Origin of the sequence: Bacillus sp. FSL K6-2865 (genome assembly GCF_040311405.1) — a bacterium.
Taxonomy (GTDB): domain Bacteria; phylum Bacillota; class Bacilli; order Bacillales; family Bacillaceae; genus Bacillus; species Bacillus velezensis.
The window spans coordinates 1,435,315-1,455,115 of record NZ_CP152036.1; the positions used below are offsets into that span (position 1 = coordinate 1,435,315).

The 19,801-nt window shown below is 43.5% G+C and carries 3 protein-coding genes; all 3 read left to right on the forward strand.

Going from position 1 to position 19,801, the window contains the following annotated elements; all coding sequences use genetic code 11:
• Positions 1 to 437 precede the first annotated feature (437 nt).
• From fabD to NYE42_RS07380, 3 genes are read left to right on the forward strand one after another with little or no spacing between them, the layout of a single operon-like run.
• Positions 438 to 2,744, forward strand: a complete 2,307-nt coding sequence (gene fabD, locus NYE42_RS07370; protein WP_352426861.1) for an ACP S-malonyltransferase — start codon at positions 438 to 440, stop codon at positions 2,742 to 2,744.
• Positions 2,745 to 2,765: 21 nt separating this feature from the next.
• Positions 2,766 to 15,020: an SDR family NAD(P)-dependent oxidoreductase gene (locus tag NYE42_RS07375; RefSeq protein WP_352426862.1), complete on the forward strand. Its 12,255-nt coding sequence runs from the start codon at positions 2,766 to 2,768 to the stop codon at positions 15,018 to 15,020.
• Positions 15,020 to 19,792 (forward strand): type I polyketide synthase, encoded by a 4,773-nt coding sequence (locus NYE42_RS07380; protein ID WP_352426863.1) that lies wholly within the window; start codon positions 15,020 to 15,022, stop codon positions 19,790 to 19,792. The genes NYE42_RS07375 and NYE42_RS07380 overlap by 1 nt, the downstream gene beginning before the upstream one ends.
• The last annotated feature ends 9 nt before the right edge of the window (positions 19,793 to 19,801 follow it).

Sequence of the window (19,801 nt, forward strand, 5' to 3'; positions counted from 1 at the left end):
GCATGGGCTGATGAACTGATAACAACCGAGTTCAGCCGCCTGTAAAAAGGCGGCTGAAGAATTGGTATATACGTGTGTTTCCCATTGACAACAAGTAAATCATGGTATAGTATTTATTTAGGGAAATATTCACATAAAACCAATCGTTGTTTCGGCACGTTGGAATGTTTTTATTATATTGATATATATAAAACAGAATGAAAATGCGATTTTAATTATCGGAAAATTCTATCTATTTATATTTACGGCGATATGATATTTGTACATGCTTTTGCTTTTAAACCTTTATCCGGCATAAAGGTTTTTTTATTTTGCTTCGTAATGCTTATTAAGTAAGGATGCTGAGAGTAAACGACAATTTTAAAATTGAAGTGAAAAACGTTAATCAAAATCGGAACGAAAAGAAACGGCAGAAATACGGAACAGGAGGAAAACAAATGCTTGCTTACGTCTTTCCCGGACAGGGAGCGCAGTTTAAAGGAATGGGCAGAGACTTATTCGATGAATTCAGTGAGCTCATTAAAAAGGCAGATCATATTTTAGGATACTCCATAAAGGATTTATGCCTTTCAGATGAAAAAGAAAGGCTGACTGATACGAAGTATACACAGCCTGCAATTTATACAGTGAGCGCACTGCAATATTTAAAGGGTTTAAAAGAAGGTCATACACGCCCTGATGCTGTTGCAGGACATAGTCTGGGTGAATATACTGCGCTTTTTGCGGCCGGCGTTTTTAATTTTGAAACAGGTCTCCGGCTGGTTGCTAAAAGAGGCGAGTTAATGAGTGAGGCTTCCGAGGGCGGAATGGCTGCCGTGATCGGACTGGATGAGCATCACATAAAAAAAATACTTCAAAAGTATGAACTCGGCCAAATAGATATCGCCAATTACAATACATCTTCACAAATTGTGATAGCAGGGGCTGCAGAAGAGATAAAGCGGGCAGCCTCTTTTTTTGAAAAAGAAGGGGCGAAAGCTTATATCGTATTGCAAGTCGGCGGAGCTTTTCATTCTCGTTTCATGGAAAGTGCACAGCGTGAATTTGCGGAATTTATCGAGGAGTTTCATTTTTCTGAATTGAATTTCCCGGTCATTTCTAACTATACGGCAAGACCTTATAAACAAGAAGATATCAAACGGAATTTAATTGAACAAATAACAAACTCAGTAAAATGGACTGAAAGCATCAGGTATCTAATGGGACAAGGCGTCACTCTGTTTGAAGAGATCGGTCCTGGAAACATTCTGACTAAATTAATTCAAACCATACAAAGAGATGAGGAACCGCTTACTATCAGTGCGCCGGAAGACAGTCTCTTTTTTTCTGAAGGGAACAAGGACAATTCGGAAAGCGGGAAAGAGCATAGCCTCTTGGCCGAAAATATAGAGAGCGGTGCAGCTTCACCGGTGTCCCGATTGGGTGATCAATCTTTCAAAGAAGATTACGGTTTGACATACGCGTATTTGGCAGGTGCGATGCATAGAGGGATCTCTTCCGCTGAAATGCTGATCCGCCTCGGGAAGAAAGGAATGCTGGGGTTCTTTGGCACAGCGGGTTTACCTATAAGGGAAATTGAACAGGCCCTTATTTCTATTAAGAAGACACTCAAAAATGGCCAGCCCTACGGAATGAATCTGCGATTTGAGCCGGATCATCAAGATAGAGAAAAGGAATTGATAGATTTATATATCAAGCATGACGTACGAGTAATAGAAGCGTCTTCGTATTTTTCCGTCAGCGCACCATTAATTTATTACAAAGCGCATCAGTTGAAGATAGACAAAAGCGGCAGGGTCATACCTCATAATCGGATCATTGCCAAAGTTTCACGGCCGGAAGTTGCGGCCGCATTTCTGAGTCCGCCTCCTCCAAGTATCGTAAAGAGAATGTGTCAGCACGGTATGCTGACGGAAGAGCAGGCGGAGTGGCTCAGCCGTATTCCGGCAGCAGACGATATCATTATTGAAGCAGATTGCGGAAGTAATACTGAACAGGGCTCATTGACAGCGATGCTGCCGTTTTTTGTTAACCTGCGGGATGAAATGATGGAAACACACAAATACGCAAGGAAGATAAGGGTCGGGGCTGCGGGAGGAATCGGAACTCCCGAGTCTGCCGCGTCTGCTTTTTTAATGGGCGCTGATTTTATTATGACGGGATCCATTAATCAATGTACAGTTGAAGCCGAAACAAGCGGTTTTGTTAAAGAAATGCTGAGTGAGACAGGAATATGCGATACTGCTTATGCGCCTTCGGAGACTCTGTTTGAGTTCGGAACAAAGGTGCAGGTGCTGAAAAAGGGCACGCTGTTTCCGGTCAGGGCAAATAAATTATTTCAAATCTACCTACAATATGAGTCTTTGAGTGAGATAGATGAAAAGACAAAGATTCAGCTCGAAAACGATTATTTTAACAAGACTGTTGATGAAATCTACGAAAGCTTAATAGAAAAACAGCCGAACCTGGCCCAAAAAGCTGAGCGCAATCAAAAATATAAGATGCTGTTACTATTTAAGTGGTATTTGCAGAGAGGATGTCTGCTTGCTTTGGAAGGGCAGGAAGAACAAAAGGTGAATTTCCAAGTTCATTGCGGCCCGTCTTTAGGCGCTTTTAATCATTGGGTAAAGGGCACGGATTTGGAATCATGGAGAAACAGACATGTCGATGACATTGGTGAAAAATTGATGAATGAGACCGAAAGTCTGCTAAGGCGCAGATTGAATACGTTATTTCTACACTAAAGAAGGAGCGGGTGGAGGCCAATGGTTCATTTGAATAAACAGAGTGCGGATATCGCGATAATCGGGGTTGCTTGCAGATTCCCCGATGCAGATCATTATCATGAATTCTGGGAAAACATAAATAGCGGCAAAGATTCCATCCGGGAAGTGCCGATTGAACGGTGGGATCCCGAACTTTATTATTCAGCTGATATCAGTATACCGAACAAAACAATCAGCAAGTGGGGAGGTTTTATTCATAAAGCTGACCATTTCGACCATAAGTTTTTTAATATCTCTCCCCGGGAAGCGAAAAACATGGATCCTGAGCAAAGAATCCTTTTAGAAGAAACTTGGCGGTGCATCGAAGATTCCGGGGTTTCTTTGCAGGATCTCCAGCGTAAAACCACTTCTGTTTTTGCGGGTATTATGAATTCTGACTACCGGCAGACAGGTCATGCTGAATCGGAAATCGACAGTTATGCCTGTTTAGGAAGTTTCGAAGCTATGCTTTCCAACCGGCTTTCATACACATTCGGTTTGACCGGAAAAAGCATGTCTGTAAATGCCGCTTGTGCATCATCGCTTGTTGCTTTACATGAAGCGGTTAAGTCATTGCGGACAAAAGAAAGCGATTATGCAATCGCATCGGGAGTAAACTTGAATTTCCAACCCGGAAAATATATTTCTTTTTCCAAAGCCAGAATGCTGAGTCCTGACGGCAAATGTAAAACCTTTGACGCAGCAGCGAACGGGTACGTTCCCGGAGAAGGGGCAGGCGTTGTATTGCTGCAGCGCCTTGGTGATGCAGTAAAAGCCGGTCACCATATATACGGGATCATAAAAGGGACAGCTGTTAATCATGGCGGTAAAACCCGTTCCATAACCGCTCCCAGAGCAGAAGCGCAGTGCCGGGTCATCTCAGAAGCTTTACACAACGCTGCTGTCGATGCTGCGACGGTTTCTTACGTAGAAGCACATGGCACAGGAACATCTCTGGGCGATCCGATAGAAATAGAAGCATTGACAAAAGCGTATCGGCAATATACTGAGGATACTCAATATTGCAGGATCGGAAGTGTGAAAACAAATATCGGTCATACAGAAGCAGCAGCGGGAATGGCCGGATTGATAAAAGTTCTAATGATGATGAAACACCGGAGGGTGCCGAAAAGCCTGAATGTACATACGGTAAACCCAATTATACAGTTTGAAAAAACACCGTTTAGGCCGGCGCTTGATTCAAGTGATTGGAAGGCGGCAGACGGGGCTCCGCTCAGGGCGGGAATCAGCTCCTTCGGTTTTGGGGGTGTTAACTCTCACGTCATCATCGAAGAATTTATACATACAAAAGACGAATCTGATAGAAAAGGAAGGGTACCCTTCCTTTTTTCCGCTAAAAGTGAAGAAAGCATGAAACAAATGATACATCATTGGAGAACCTTTGCTGACGATTCAGAGGAATTTTGCAAAATATCAAATGAAGTGATCAGCAGCACCCTTTTAACAAGGACATCGTTTGATTACAGGGCTGGTTTATTGGCAGGCAGCAAGGAGGAATTTAAAAATCAGCTTAAAGAGGGATTGAGTTTTCGGAGGAAACAAGATTCTGAATGGGCGCTTGCCATCGGTGACTTCAAATGGGAAAGTTATAAACAATTTGCCGTTTTGAAACGGGTGTTCCCTGATTTAGAAAAGAACGTAAGGCCGGTGCTGAAGGGTATACCAACATTGCACAGTTCATTTAAAAGAAAATGGACACCTGAGAAAATCCGCTTGTATTCTTTAGTTATCAATACGGAAATCATAAAAAGTATCCTGGCATCCGGTTTTAAGCCAAGCCTCATTACAGGCGCCGGAGACGGATATTACGTCGCTCTTGCAGCAGCGGATATCATCAAAATTGAAAAGGCCATTTCTGTCATCACAGGCGCTGAAAAACCTTCGCATTTATCCTGTGAGCCGCCGTCCATTCCATTTGTCAATCCGTACACTTCAAAAACGTACCCGCCGGTTCGATTAAATGAAGAATATGTAAGGGTGCTGCTGAACGGTCTGAGCTTCCCGGCTGATTTTGCAGACCGCCTGTACGGGAAAACACGGCTGCTTCTTGAGCACCAATATACGTTTAAAGGGTTTTTAGAAGAGTGGGATAAAGCGGGGAAGACTCAGGAAATCGAGATTTTATCTTATATTGTGAAGCGCACGGCGGATAAAAGAAACGCATTGCCGGCTGATGAGGAAGCGGCGATCATGGCTATCCTTGCCTCTATGAGAAGACTGTATAAGAGATGGGATTTAACAGATTATGATGGATTCTTTAATAATGATTATGTTCTGGAAATATTAAATTTACTGGATGAAGGAATCTTGTCTAAAGAACTTTTTCTGAGCATGTTATTGAAAAAGCAAGACGGAATTAAACAGGCTGTTGCTTGTATTAATGAGCAGCCGGCAGGTTTTTATGATAAAACTCGTTTTCCGTTGATGACAGAATACAATCAAATGGATGCCGTGTCTCAGGAGATAGCTGACCATATGCCGCTTCACACGGAAGAAAAGGGAACGGAGCCGGATGTGAATATTTCTGATTTTTCAGTTTTTCAATTCGGATCGCTCCCTCCATCAGCAAAACTAAACAAAGCGGCTGCTTTTGAAGCGGACAAACCAGCCGATGAGGCTCTATATCATTCATTTATGCAAATGTGGCTTTCAGGAGAAGAGATTGAATGGGCGAAACTAGGTGATGATCATAAAAGAAAAGCCCCGCTTCCGCCTTATCCGTTTGAGCGCTCTCAATTTTCTTTAAACCCTCAGCCGGTAAAATCAGACACGGCTTTTTCAGAAAAGAAGAATCAGGCACTTTATACGCCGGTATGGAAAGAAACCGCAATTGAGAATGAAGCGGGCAGCCGACAAGCCTGTACTATTTTGTTGTTCTCCGGGAATAAAGACTATTTTGAAGAGCTGAAAAAAAGAGAGAATACGTCCGCATATCTTATTATGCCCGGTGAGCGTTTAGAGCAGATAAGCGACAGTGTTTTCACGATCAACAGGCAGCGTCCCGAAGATTATCAAGGTGTCATTCGTCTGTTAAAGGAAAAAGGCGCAGCGCCCGATGCAATTTTGCATACGTGGTCTGAAAAACAGCCTGAACTGGAAGAAACACTCGAATCAGGAATTTATTCCGTGTTTTATCTGACTAAGGCTTTAATCAGCGAGAACCTTATAAATAAAGTAACGTTCATTTATACATTCAGCGCGAATCAAAAAGAAAAATTGCCGTATTTTGAAGGTATGAACGGTTTTTTAAATTCGGTAAAACAAGAATACCCGCAGCTTCATTGTAAGACGGTTTGCTTTGAACATGATTCTGCATCCGTTTCATTTTCAGAGAAGGCTGACATTCTTTATAAAGAAATAAACACAGCGCCTGATCGGCATCTTTATATCAAGTACAGAGGCTGCGTAAGATATGCACGGATGTTAGAGAAGCAGAGAGAAACAAACAGAAAGACCGTTCAATACCCTGAAAAAGATAAAGTGTATTTAATTACAGGGGGATTCGGGGGGATTGGCAGTAAAGTCGCTGAATATTGCGCGAAAACTGAAAGGTCCACCATTATCCTATCGGGGCGATCTGTTTTAAACGGAGATAAGCAGAAACATTTAGAATACCTGAACAGCTTTAAAGCCAAGGTTTATTATATACAGGCGAATATATCCGATAAAGAAGCGGTAAAAAAAATGATTGACGGTATTACCGATCAGCATGCCGGTCTTCATGGCGTCATTCATTGTGCAGGAGTTATCAGAGACTCGCTGCTTTTTCGAAAAACAAAGCAGGAACTTTCAGAGGTGATTGCTCCGAAAGTTCATGGTGCATTGAATCTTGATCATGCAACGAAGTCGCTGGAATTGGATTTTTTCGCCGTTTTTTCTTCAGTCGTCTCTATTGCAGGGAACGAAGGCCAATGTGATTATGCATATGCAAACGGCTTTTTAGATCATTTTGCCGAATATCGGGAACAGAAACGGCAAAATTCTCTGCGCAGCGGCCGCACGCTGACAATCAATTGGCCTTTATGGCAAGACATCGGAATGGGGGCGAACCTGTCAGGTCAAGGGCGGACGTCTCTTTTTCATGGTTCCGGGCTCGAAGAACTTCCTGCTGAAGACGGAACGCAATGGTTTTCGCGGATTGTAACTTCGGGTCAGCTGCATAATATTGCAGTCTGCGGTGATCATGAGCGCTTTGAACAATTTATGCGGCAGAGATTTTTGACGGATGAAACAGAGACAGGCAGTGCCATTCCTTTGGCTCAAGGCGATATTTTGGATCAGACAGTTTTGTTTTTAACCAATATCATCTCCTCTGAGATCGGTGCAGAACGGGAAGAGATCGATCAAGATGTGCATCTGGCTGAATATGGAATGGATTCGGTTATGATTCATCAATGCAACACAAAGCTGGAGCAGTCACTGGGAGCAATTTCGAAAACGCTTTTATTTGAATTTCATACAATCAGAGATTTAGCAGATCATCTTGTAAAGGAATATCCGGATCGGCTGGGGCGTTTATTTTCACGGGAGGAAAAAGGAAAACAGATTCAGAGCATTACCCCCGCCAGGCCGGAACAAAACATCACTGCACCTGCGGCGGAGGAAAAAGAACATCTTGACGGGATAGCGGTAATCGGTATCAGCGGCCGTTATCCCGGGGCTGAAAATATCGAAGAATTGTGGGAGCTTCTATCAAAAGAGAGAACCGCAATCACAGAAATTCCGAAAGAACGATGGAATTATGAGACCTACTATGATCCAGACCCCGCTAAAGCGCATGAGGGGAAAATTTATTGCAAATGGGGCGGATTTTTAAAGAATGCTGAATCATTTGATTCTTTGTTTTTCCAAATATCGCCGAGAGAAGCAGAAGCGATGGATCCTCAGGAACGAATATTTCTCGAAACCGTATGGAAAGCATTTGAAGATTCGGGATATACCATTGAAGGGTTGAGAAAGCAGACCGAAAAACATGTCGGTGTATTTGCGGGAGTGACGACCAATTCTTACAAGCTGCTCGGCGAAAGAATACCGACGGACAAAAACGATGTACTTCCAAATTCGTTCCCATGGTCTCTCGCGAACAGAGTGTCTTACACATTTGACTTTACAGGTCCCAGTGTCCCTGTAGATACGGCTTGTTCTTCATCCTTAACGGCAATTCACATGGCTTGCCAAAGTTTAACAAAGGGTGAGTGCTCGGTTGCGGTTGCGGGAGGAGTAAATTTGTATCTTCATCCTTCTGACTATTTATACCGATGTCAGATGGGGATGCTTTCAAAATCGGGAAAATGCAGAAGTTTTGGAGAAGGCGGCGACGGTTTCGTGCCCGGGGAAGGTGTCGGGGCCGTTATTCTTAAACCGCTTAAAGATGCCATACGTGATAATGATACTGTGTACGCCGTCATTAAAGGAACGGCAATTAATCATGGCGGAAAGACAAATGGCTATACGGTGCCTAATCCTGCCGCACAGGCGGATTTAATTCAAGGAGCTCTTAAAGCGGCCGGTTGGAGCGCCAGAAGTGTCAGCTTTATTGAAGCCCACGGCACGGGAACGCCGCTGGGTGACCCGATTGAAGTCCGAGGCCTGACCAAGGCGTTTAGAGCTTATACCGAAGATGTTTCATATTGCTCTCTCGGATCGATTAAATCTAACATCGGCCACCTGGAAGCGGCCGCGGGTATTGCCGGCCTGACAAAGATTATCTTACAAATGAAGTATAAAAAAATAGCCGCAACACTGCATGCTGAACGGGTGCATCCGGATCTTTATCTGGAAGAGACACCTTTTTGTCTTCAACAGGAAACCGCCGACTGGATAAAACCCGCGAATGAAAAACATTCTGACAGCAAATATCCGCGGCGTGCGGGATTAAGTTCTTTCGGAGCGGGCGGGGCAAATGCTCATATCCTTGTGGAAGAGTATGAGTCTGCTGCTGACTGTCATACGAGGCGTGAGGAAAGTGAGGAACTTATCGTACTCTCAGCCAAGCATTCACTGAGTTTACGGGAATCAGCAAAACAGCTGGAGGAATATCTTCAAAAGGCCCGTCATAAGCAGGGCGAGTTTTTACAGCAAGCGGGAACAAACAAGCCGCTTCACCTTTCTGATATTGCGTATACCCTTCTTGAAGGGCGTGAAGCCATGCCGGAAAGGCTTGCTGTCATTTCAAATAATATCGATGATCTGATGTTGAAATTAAATCACTTTTATAATGGAATTGACGATTACGAAATATTTAGAGGGAAAAAACTGAATCATAAACGCGGACAGCGGCAATCGGATCTTCCGCTCAAATCCGGCAGCACCACATTAGCCGAAATGGCTGAATTCTGGGTATCAGGAGGCAATTTAAGCTGGGATGACTTCCGCACCGGCAGAAAACCGGCAAAAATTGCCCTGCCGACTTACCCTTTCTTAAAAAACAGACTGTGGGTGTCAAATAAGGCGCAAACAACATCAGCAGCTGATAAAGCTCCTTTATTTGATTTTTCAGCTGGTGAGTGCCGATTTTATAAAACGCTTTCAGATTCTGAATATTATGTAAAAGACCATGTTGTGCATGGGAATATGGTTCTGCCCGGAGCGGCAATCATCGAAGCGGCCAGAGAAGCGGGAGAGAGGCTGTACGGAAAATCAGTCATAAAACTGAGTCAGGTTGTATGGGCGGTTCCGATAACCGTTGAAAAAGAAAAGACGATAATGATAGATCTGCTGCCGAATCAAAAAGACGGAAGATTTGTGGTGAAAACCGATATGCAACCTGAAGCGGCAGTTCACTGCCAAGGAAACATTATCACATGCGGAGATCAAGATGCCTCTCATACAGAGCATTTTCAATTGGACAGCTGGTTAACCGGACAGAAAAGATTAATCAGCGGCGCTGAGTGTTATAGGACCTTCCGGCAGAGCGGTTTGGACTATGGAACCAGTTTTCAGGTAATAAAACAGCTGTTTATTCATGAAAATGCTGTTCTTGCACGAATATCACTTCCTGAGAGCATTCATAAAAAATCCGGCACGCTGCTGGAACCGTGTTTATTGGATGGCATTTTTCAATCCACAACAGGGTTTACGTCCGGTCAGGAAGACGATCACACCGCATATTTGCCTTTTGAATTAGGTGAGCTGGAGATTCTTCACGCACCTTCGGCAAACGGCTATGCTTACATTACAGCTGCCGATGAAAGACAACATGATGATGTCAAAAGGTTTCATATACTATTTATGGATGAAAACGGATCTGTAAGTCTTAAAATAAAAAACTTAGCGTTGAAGGCATTAAGGGCTGCACCGCAGACTCAGGATGAGCGGCATTCAGTTAAGTATTACACAGATATGTGGAAGCGGGCCCCTCTGCTTCATCAGCCTGAAGCCAGCGGTTTAAACAGCTGCCTTGTGATTTCACTCCGTCGGGATATATCAGAACCGCTGATCCGCCAGGCATATAAAGATATCGGCCTGAACATGATCTTTGTCCGCCATGGCGGCAGTTTTCAAGAAAAAGAAGCTGATTCCTTTGAATTGAACAGCGTCAAACTTGACGGCTATAAGAAATTGCTGGCGATTCTTAAAGAAAGACAAGTGACAATTGACCGCGTCATTTTAATCGGGATGAGCCCTGAAACGGGAATTGAGCAGAACATTCGTGAAAAGCTGGAAGAGGCTGTTTTGCCGGTTTTCAATGTAACGAAAGCTCTGTTAGCAACAATCCCAAGACATAAAATCCTGATATCACATGTATTTTTCACAAGGGAAAATCAAATCTTACCTTATCAAATGGCAATCAGCGGCTTTTTTAGGTCGCTTCATTTAGAACATCCTATGTTGTCCGGTAAAAATATTGAAATACACAGCGACGAAATTCAGTTACAGCTGAACACCGGTCTGCCTGAATTAAAAAACCTTGTGAAAGAAACAATCATCAGCGATGATACTTCAGAAATCAGATACAGAGATGGAATCAGGCAGGTAAAGCACTCTGCAGAAATTGAAAGTGCCGAGCCCCCCGAAAAGATGGAAGTAAAAGAAGGGGGAGTTTACCTCATTACAGGAGGAACAGGCGGTCTGGGACTGATTTTCGCCAGACATCTTGTGCGAAAAGGGAGAATAAAACTTGTCCTTATCGGCAGGTCAGAGCTTTCTGAGGAAGCCGTAAGCAATGTAAAAGAGCTCGAAAAAAACGGATCAGAGGTTTTTTATGTAAGAACCGATATTTCTGATAAGGAAAATGTCAATAACCTGATAAAACTCGTCAAAAACAAATTAGGTCCTGTTAAAGGAATTATTCACAGCGCCGGTGTGATAAAAGATTCATTACTCATCAATAAGCGTGAAGAGGATCTCGATTCAGTTTTGGCCAGCAAGGTTTACGGAACAATATGGCTTGACCGGTATACAGACAGAGAACCTCTGGACTTTTTTGTTATGTTTTCATCTATCAGCGCAATAATCGGGAATGCCGGACAAACTGATTATGCTTATGCAAACCGGTTTATGGATTATTTTGCGGAAATGAGAGCGGCGGAAAATAAACCTGGAAAAACAGTCTCGATTAATTGGCCTTTATGGAAAGAAGGCGGTATGCAAATTGATATTCATTCAGAGAAGTTCCTTTATGACCGTTTCGGAATGCTGCCTCTGGGAAAACGGGAAGGCCTTGCAGCATTTGATCAAGCAATGACAGGGTGTGAACATCAAATAATGGTATTTAGCGGTAATGAATTAAAGCTGGAACGAATGATAACGATTGACAGCGGAAAAAGTGATCCGGCAATCGCCGACGAAAATCACGAACCGAAAGAGCTGTCAATAACTGAATCTTTAAAAAGCACTTTGACGCGCATCATCACCGGCGTATTAAAAATTGAAGAACGGGAATTTGATTTTGAACTGCCGATAAGTGAATACGGATTTGATTCAATTATGTTTACAATGCTGGGCAACGAATTAAACGAAACATTAGGAATATCAATGATGCCGTCAGATTTTTTCGGTCTTACTGATTTTAATGAACTTCTTGAGTTTTTAAAGAGTGAGTATTCCGAGGAGCTTCATCTCTGCGGTTCTTTTTCTTCAGATGAATCTGCGGCGAAAGACCGGAGAGAAAATCTGATTGAGGGCATCGCAAAGATGATGTCAAGTATTTTGAAGATTGACAGAAAGGAAATAGAAGAAGAGATTTCATTCGGCGAGTACGGATTTGATTCTATTACGTTTACCAGACTCGGAAATGAAATCAATCAACAATATGGTACGGAATTGTTGCCGTCCATTTTCTTTGAATGCAATTCACTGGCTGAAATGACTGATTATGTAATCGAGCAATACGGAGAAATCCTTTTTGCTGAGACAGAATCTTTTTCTGCAGCTGACGAAAAAACATTGTACAGCACGCCTCCGCCGGAATCCTATGAACATTCCCCTGAGCCTGAAAACAAAACCAGGCAAGAGGAAAGACATATGAATGAGCCGGTTGCAATAGTGGGAATAAGCGGCCGTTTCCCCCAAACAGATACGCTGGAAGACTTTTGGAAAGGAATTGAAAAAGGGCGGGATATGATTACAGACATTCCTGAAGACCGTTGGAACTGGAAAGAGTTTGACGGCGATCCGATCAGGGACGTCAATAGAACAAAAATAAAAAAAGGCGGATTTATCAAAGGCGCGGACAGTTTTGATCCGTTGTTTTTCGGGATTTCTCCCGCCGAAGCAGAATTAATGGATCCCCAGCAAAGAATTTTTATGGAGACTGTATGGAAAACAATAGAAGATGCGGGATATAAGCCGTCTGATTTGGCAGGGACGAAAACCGCGGTGTTTGCAGGGGTCGCCACAACGGATTATGCTGAACGTCTGAATGAAAATGGTGTCTCTGTTCAGGCGCAGACCGCAACCGGTTTAAATCATTGTATATTGGCAAATCGTATTTCTTACCAGCTGAACCTGACGGGTCCGAGCGAACCGATTGACACTGCCTGTTCAAGTTCGTTAGTTGCACTCCATCGTGCGGCTGAGGGGATTCAAAGAGGCGATTTTGAAATGGCGATTGCAGGCGGAGTGCATATTATGACAAGCCCTACTCTGTTTATAGCTTTTGATAAAGCAGGTATGCTTTCCAAAGACGGAAAGTGCAAAACGTTCGATAAAAGCGCTGACGGCTATGTAAGGAGTGAAGGGGCGGCTGCAGTATTGCTTAAGCCGCTCAGCAAAGCACAGGCAGACGGTGATCATATATATGGTTTGATTAAAGGGTCAGCTGTAAATCACGGCGGCCGCGCCAATTCTTTGACAGCTCCGAATCCGAACGCTCAGGCGGACTTATTAACCGAAGCTTGGCGGAAGGCGGGGGTCAGCCCTGCCACTGCGGGATATATAGAAGCGCATGGCACAGGGACAAGTCTTGGCGATCCGATTGAAGTGAACAGCATCATAAAGGCATTTAAAACGTTATATCAAGAATGGGACATTCCTTTTGCGAAACAGAAATGCTGCGGAATCGGGTCTGTGAAAACAAACATCGGCCATCTCGAAACCGCTGCCGGAATAGCCGGAGTGCTGAAAGTGTTACTGGCTTTTAAATATCGCAAACTTCCGGGACTCGCCCATTTTTCAGAACTCAATCCATACATCAAACTGGAAAATACGCCATTTTATATCACAGAAACCGCTCAAAAGTGGAATCCGATAAAAGATGAAGAGAACAACGATCTGCCGAGGAGAGCGGGTGTCAGCTCATTCGGATTCGGCGGTGTGAACGCGCATATTGTTTTAGAGGAATATAGGGAACCTCAAAAAGAAGTGCCGGAAAACAACGGTAACACACATATTTTTGTTTTATCTGCGAAAACCAAAGATCAATTACTTGAGTATATCCGGCTTATGCTTCAGTACTTGGATCGCGTGATTGCCGGTGACATGACCGTTAATGCCAGTGACATGGAATTTACATTGCAAAACGGCCGGGAAGCAATGAACGAAAGAATTGCCGTATGTGCAGCGAGTCTGACTGAGCTGAGAGATAAATACGTCAGCTTTCTTGATGACAGCAAGGTGCAAAAAGGCGTATTTATAAGCGAAAACACTAAAGAGCGCACAGCTGTTTCTGAATATATGATTGAGGAGGCTCTTCAAAGCGGAAAAGAGGAGCTGCTCGCACAATGGTGGGCCAATGGAGCCGAGTTTGAATGGAAGACAATCGGCAAAAAGAAATTGAATAGAGTGCCGCTGCCAACTTATCCGTTTGCAAAAGAGAGTTATTGGTTCACCCCGAAAAAGAACAAAAGCGAGGTTAATAGCAAAAGTCTTCACCCATTAATCAGCGAGAATGTCTCAACATTAAAGAAACAAGCATTTAAAACTGTTATTTCCGGAACTGAATTTTTCGTCACTGATCATCTTGTTTCAGGAGACTATGTGCTGCCAGGAGCCGCTTCGCTTGAAATGGCTCTTGTTTGTGCGGAAATAAGCGGAGAAAGTAAAGTATCTAAAATAAAAGACGTGATGTGGAACAGACCTATATTATATAAAGGAAAAACGCTGCACATTTATACCGACTTGGAAATGAAACAAGATAAGTTGAACGTAACGATATGTAAAGAGGGGCCGGATGGCGTGCAGCAAATCTGCACACAAAGTGAAACAGTATTCGGAGACATAAACAGCAATGCTGAGTATGTCGATATTGATAAGTTCAAACGCAGCAGTAAGGCGGTCATAAACCGGGAAGAGTGTTATCACCGCTTCAGTCGTATGGGCCTGACATATCATAGCGGTTTTCAAACGTTGAAAGCCGTATATCGCGGTGATATGGAGTTAATGGCAGAATTGGAGCTTCCGGATCATTTAGCGAACGGGTTTTCACATTTTACACTTCATCCTTCATTAATTGACGGCGGTTTTCAAGCGGCGGCATTTTTGTTAAGAGATAATGAGAAAGACGGCTTATTTGTTCCTTATTCACTTAGAGAGCTTCACATTAAGAGGGCGCTTACTGCCCGATGCCATGTTTCGGTGAAAGAAACCGGTTTTTATACGTATAACATTGATTTTATTAACGAGAGCGGCGAAATAGCCGTGAGCATGAAAGACTTTACTGTCAGAAAAGTGACCGGGGGAGAATTAACCGCAGGTCATAAAAATGAAGATCAGGAAATTCTCTTCTTATTGGAACAATTGAAAAACGGTGAACTTTCTGCTGACCAAGTTTATCAGCTGCTGGAGGGAAAATAGTGCAGATCAAACAAATACTTTCCTTAATTGAAGAACAGCAAATGTCTCCTGATGCAGGACTGGAGCTAATTCGCACTTACAGAAAAGAACAAATGGAAAAAAAGGCGGAGCCGGAATCACAAGCTCCGTCCCCAACCATTTTTTTTAAGAACGATTGGGTAAGGACAAATAACATTGATATGCCGAATCAGCAGGCACCGGGGAATATGCTGATTTTTGATCAGGATAACCGTCTTTTTCAGCATGCTGAGATGATGAATGGAGATCATAACCGTGTCATTCTCGTAACGCCCGATTCTGATTATAGAATTGAACGGAATAGATGCACAATCAATCCTTCTGATGAAAATCATGTCGAAATGCTGCTGTCTGATTTGGCTGAAAACGGATTTACACCTGATGTCGTGCTTTATTTATGGAACGGAGAAATCAGAGAATTCACTGAAGAATCCGTTAACGAAACTCTTCGCAGAGGAATAAACTCGCTCTTTTTATTATCAAAAGCTTTAATGCGGAGAAACGAACCTGTTACGTTATTGCATATTTATTGGACAAGCGGTCTGAATCAGCCGTTTCATGAAGCTGTCGGAGGGTTCATGAAAACGGTAAACATGGAAAGCTCCAAGCTTAAAGCGAAAACCATACAGATACGCCATGAGGATTCTGACAAAAATTCTCCGGTTTCCGAGATGTGGGATGCTGCAATCAGTGAAATACAGCGCTTTCGAACGGATGAATGTGAGATTTTAATAGACTCACATACCCGTTATGTGAAAGGGCTGCAGCATATTGATATTCCTGAACACGATAACGGATCTGTAACGTATCAAAAAGGCGGCATATATATCATTACCGGAGGAGCGGGAAAACTGGGGCTGCTGTTTGCGGAACACATCGCTAAAGAAAACCAAGCCGTGATTATACTTACAGGCCGTTCTTTTTTAACCGCTGATCAAAAAGAACGGATCAGTAAGCTTAATGAGAGCGGCTCTATTGTTGAATATCAGCGGACGGACATAACAGATCGAACAGAGGCAGAGCGATTCATTTTCGGCGTTAAACAGCGGTACGGCAGCATAAACGGGATCATTCATGCTGCCGGCATCCTTCGTGACTCATTTCTTGTAAATAAAAGTCTCAGTGATTTTACGGACGTACTGAAACCGAAAGTTTACGGGACAATCTGGCTGGATGAGCTGACAAAAGACGAAGATCTTGATTTTTTTGTTCTCTTTTCTTCTTTTTCCGCTTACGGAAATGCCGGCCAAAGTGACTATGCGTACGCAAATCATTTTATGGACAGTTTTGCAGTGCTTCGATCTCAGCTCTCCCGAAACGGAAAAACCCTTTCAATCAATTGGCCGTTATTGAAAGATGGCGGGATGAGTCTCGACAGCAGTGGAATCAACCAAATAAAAGAAAAATACGGAATGACTCCGATGCGAACTTCCTCTGTTTTGGAAGCGTTTCTGAAAATGCTGCGGTCTTCATTTACCAGCTTAATGCCTGCAGAAGGAAAGCGGGATAAAATGATAAAAGCGCTTTCGATTCAAAGAAATACAGCTGCAGCAGATCAAGATACACTCACGGCGGAACACGATGAAGAAGAGGAATATGCTGCGAAAGAAAAAGTCAATGACTATTTAATCAAGATCATCAGCGGTGTCTTGAAAATCCAAGCTCATAAAATAAATGCGAAAGACTCTTTTGAGAAATTCGGAATCAATTCACTTATGATCATGTCACTTATTTCAAAGCTTGAAGATACTTTCGGGGATCTTCCAAAAACAATCTTTTTTGAATATCAGAACATTGAAGAGCTTTCAAACTTCTTCCTAACATCTTTTAAAGAAAAAGTGCTTAAGGCCGCAGGGGCAGCTCCGGTAACAAGAGTGCCGAAGAAAAGAGAAAATCTGAGTAAAAAACAGCACCGGCAGCAGAGGGTTGCATCTGCACCGAGCATGGTTCAGCCGGGTGAGGATATTGCCATTATCGGTGTGAGCGGAAGATATCCGAATTCCGATACTCTTGAGGAGTTCTGGGAAAACATTGCCGGAGGGAAAAACTGTATTATTGAAATTCCCGAGGAACGTTGGGATTTCAGATCGAATTACAGTCCCGACAGAATGGAGAAGGGGAAAATCAACAGTAAGTGGGGCGGTTTTATCAGCGGTGTTGATCAATTCGATCCGCTGTTTTTCCACATTTCTCATAAAGAAGCTGAGCTGATGGACCCTCAGGAGCGAATTTTTCTCGAAACCTCCTGGCATACGTTTGAAGATTCAGGATATACAAAAGAGAAGCTTGACGGTATGAAAGCCGGTGTGTTTGTCGGAGCCATGTACGGACAATATCAATTATTCGGCGCAGAAGAAACTGCGCGGGGCAATCCGATTGCGCTCAGTTCCTTCTTTTCATCTATTGCGAACAGGGTTTCATACTTTTTTAATCTCTCCGGCCCGAGCATTGCACTGGATACGATGTGTTCATCATCGCTGACGGCCATTCACTTGGCATGTGAGAGCATTAAAAGAGGGGAAAGTGAAATTGCGCTTGCGGGCGGCGTTAATGTGTCCATACATCCCAGCAAATACCTTTGGCTGAGTCAAGGTAATTTTGTTTCCACCGAAGGATTGTGCAGAAGTTTCGGAGAGGGCGGAGACGGCTATGTCCCGGGAGAAGGTTCGGGCGCCGTCCTTTTGAAACCTTTGGAAAAAGCAATTGCTGATCAGGATCATATATACGGAGTAATTAAAGGAACATCTGTAAATCATGGCGGAAAAACCAATGGATTTACGGTTCCGAATCCGAATGCACAAGCTGAGCTGATTGCTGAAAATTTCAAGAAATCGGGCATCAGTCCGCGTTCCGTCAGCTACTTGGAAGCACACGGAACGGGTACCTCGCTCGGAGATCCGATTGAGATCGCAGGATTGACAAAAGCGTTTGAGAAATTTACGGACGATAAACAATTTTGTGCCATAGGTTCAGTGAAGTCTAATATCGGACATCTGGAGTCTGCCGCAGGTATAGCAGCCCTTACAAAAGTTCTTTTACAATTTAAGCATCAGAAATTGGCGCCATCCATTCACTCGGAACAGCTGAACCAAAATATCCGATTTGAAAAGACGCCTTTTTACGTTCAGCAGAAAGAAGAAGAGTGGCGGAAAGAATCAGGCGCCTCCAACAGGAGAGCAGCAATCAGTTCGTTCGGAGCGGGCGGAGCAAATGCCCATGTCATTGTGGAAGAATATCAAAACCATGCGGACACACAAACAATAAGCGGTCCGTTTGCCGCAGTTCTCTCTGCCAAAAATGAAGACAGACTGAAAGAATACGCCCGGCGCCTTCTGCAATTCACAGAGCGGGAGACAAAGGTCTCGGCAGCTGATATCGCTTTTACATTGCAGACATGCAGGGAACCGATGGAAGACAGACTTGCTGTTGTAGCTTCCGATTTGCCGGAACTTAAGGAGAAGCTGAGAACTTTCTGTACTGAAGGAACAATTGGAGAGGGCGTATACAAAGGGAATGTTACGAAAGATTTTGATAAAGTCTTTATCTTTCATGATCAAAAGAGGAAAGATAAATTCCTCGAGGTGATGATGGAGACAAAGGACTTGAATCTTCTTGCAAAATTATGGTCTTTCGGGGCTGATATTCATTGGAGAGAGTTATATGAAGAATATACCCCGCAAAAGGTCAAGCTTCCTTTATATCCATTTGCTGAGGAGTCTTACTGGGTGCCTCGAAACCAAAGTGCAACATTTCCGGAAATATTGCCGCGGCAGTCTTCACTGCACCCGCTTCTGGATTCGAATGAATCTACTCTGGAACAGCAGTTTTTTAAAACGACATTAAGAGAAAAAGAGATTTGGTTAAAAGACCACATCGTAAAAAACAAGAGCATTCTCCCGGCAGCTGCTTTTCTTGAAATGGCATGCGCAGCGGGAACGCGGTCATATCGAAAGAAAAAGGTCACTCGTTTAAAAAACGTGATATTTGCCAGACCGGCCATGCTTTTGCAAGAGAGCCTGACCATTTACACTCACATTTCCGTAAAAGACGGCAGCATATTATTTAACATGTCACCTGACGAGGATGCTGCTGTAAGGACTGGATTTGTGACGGGGGAATTAGATTATGATCATCATTACAGTGATGATGATATAGAGAACATTGACAGACAAGAGATGATAAACAGAAGTGCTTTTGTCCGTGAACAAGATGAATGTTACGAGTATTTTCGGGAGAACGGGTTCCTGTATGGGCGCGCTTTTCAGCCGATTCAACGTTTATGGGGCGGGAAAACAGAAGCGGTTGCACACTTATTGCTGCCAAAAGAAGCCGCATATGCTCTTGAACATTATACATTGCATCCGTCTTTAATTGATGGGGCTCTGCAATCTTTGTTCGGAATTACGGACGGAAGAGAAGAGGCATCTGTTTATGTTCCTTTTTCAATAGGAGAGATTACGGTTCGGAAAAAGGTTTCAGCAGAATGCTGGGCTTATGCGCGTAAAACAGGCCAAAAAGGTCAATCCGAGCTTATTTACGATATTCAGCTGCTTAATGAACAAGGAGAAAGACTTGCAGGTTTGAAGGATGTAACCATTCGTAAAAAAGAAACGTTTTCCGCGGAGGCACAGACTCGTGCAACAGCGGATTCCAATGGAAAGAACGAGAGAGTAAAAGAGCTCCTCAGACAATTAAAAGCGGGCGAACTGACTGCGGAGGAAGCAGATTATGCGCTGGAGCGTATGCAGGATTAGTTTATCATT

Excerpts from the sequence above, each read along its gene's own strand:
- fabD (WP_352426861.1), top strand. The coding sequence starts at position 438 with ATGCTTGCTTACGTCTTTCCCGGACAGGGAGCGCAGTTTAAAGGAATG.
- NYE42_RS07375 (WP_352426862.1), top strand. The coding sequence starts at position 2,766 with ATGGTTCATTTGAATAAACAGAGTGCGGATATCGCGATAATCGGGGTT.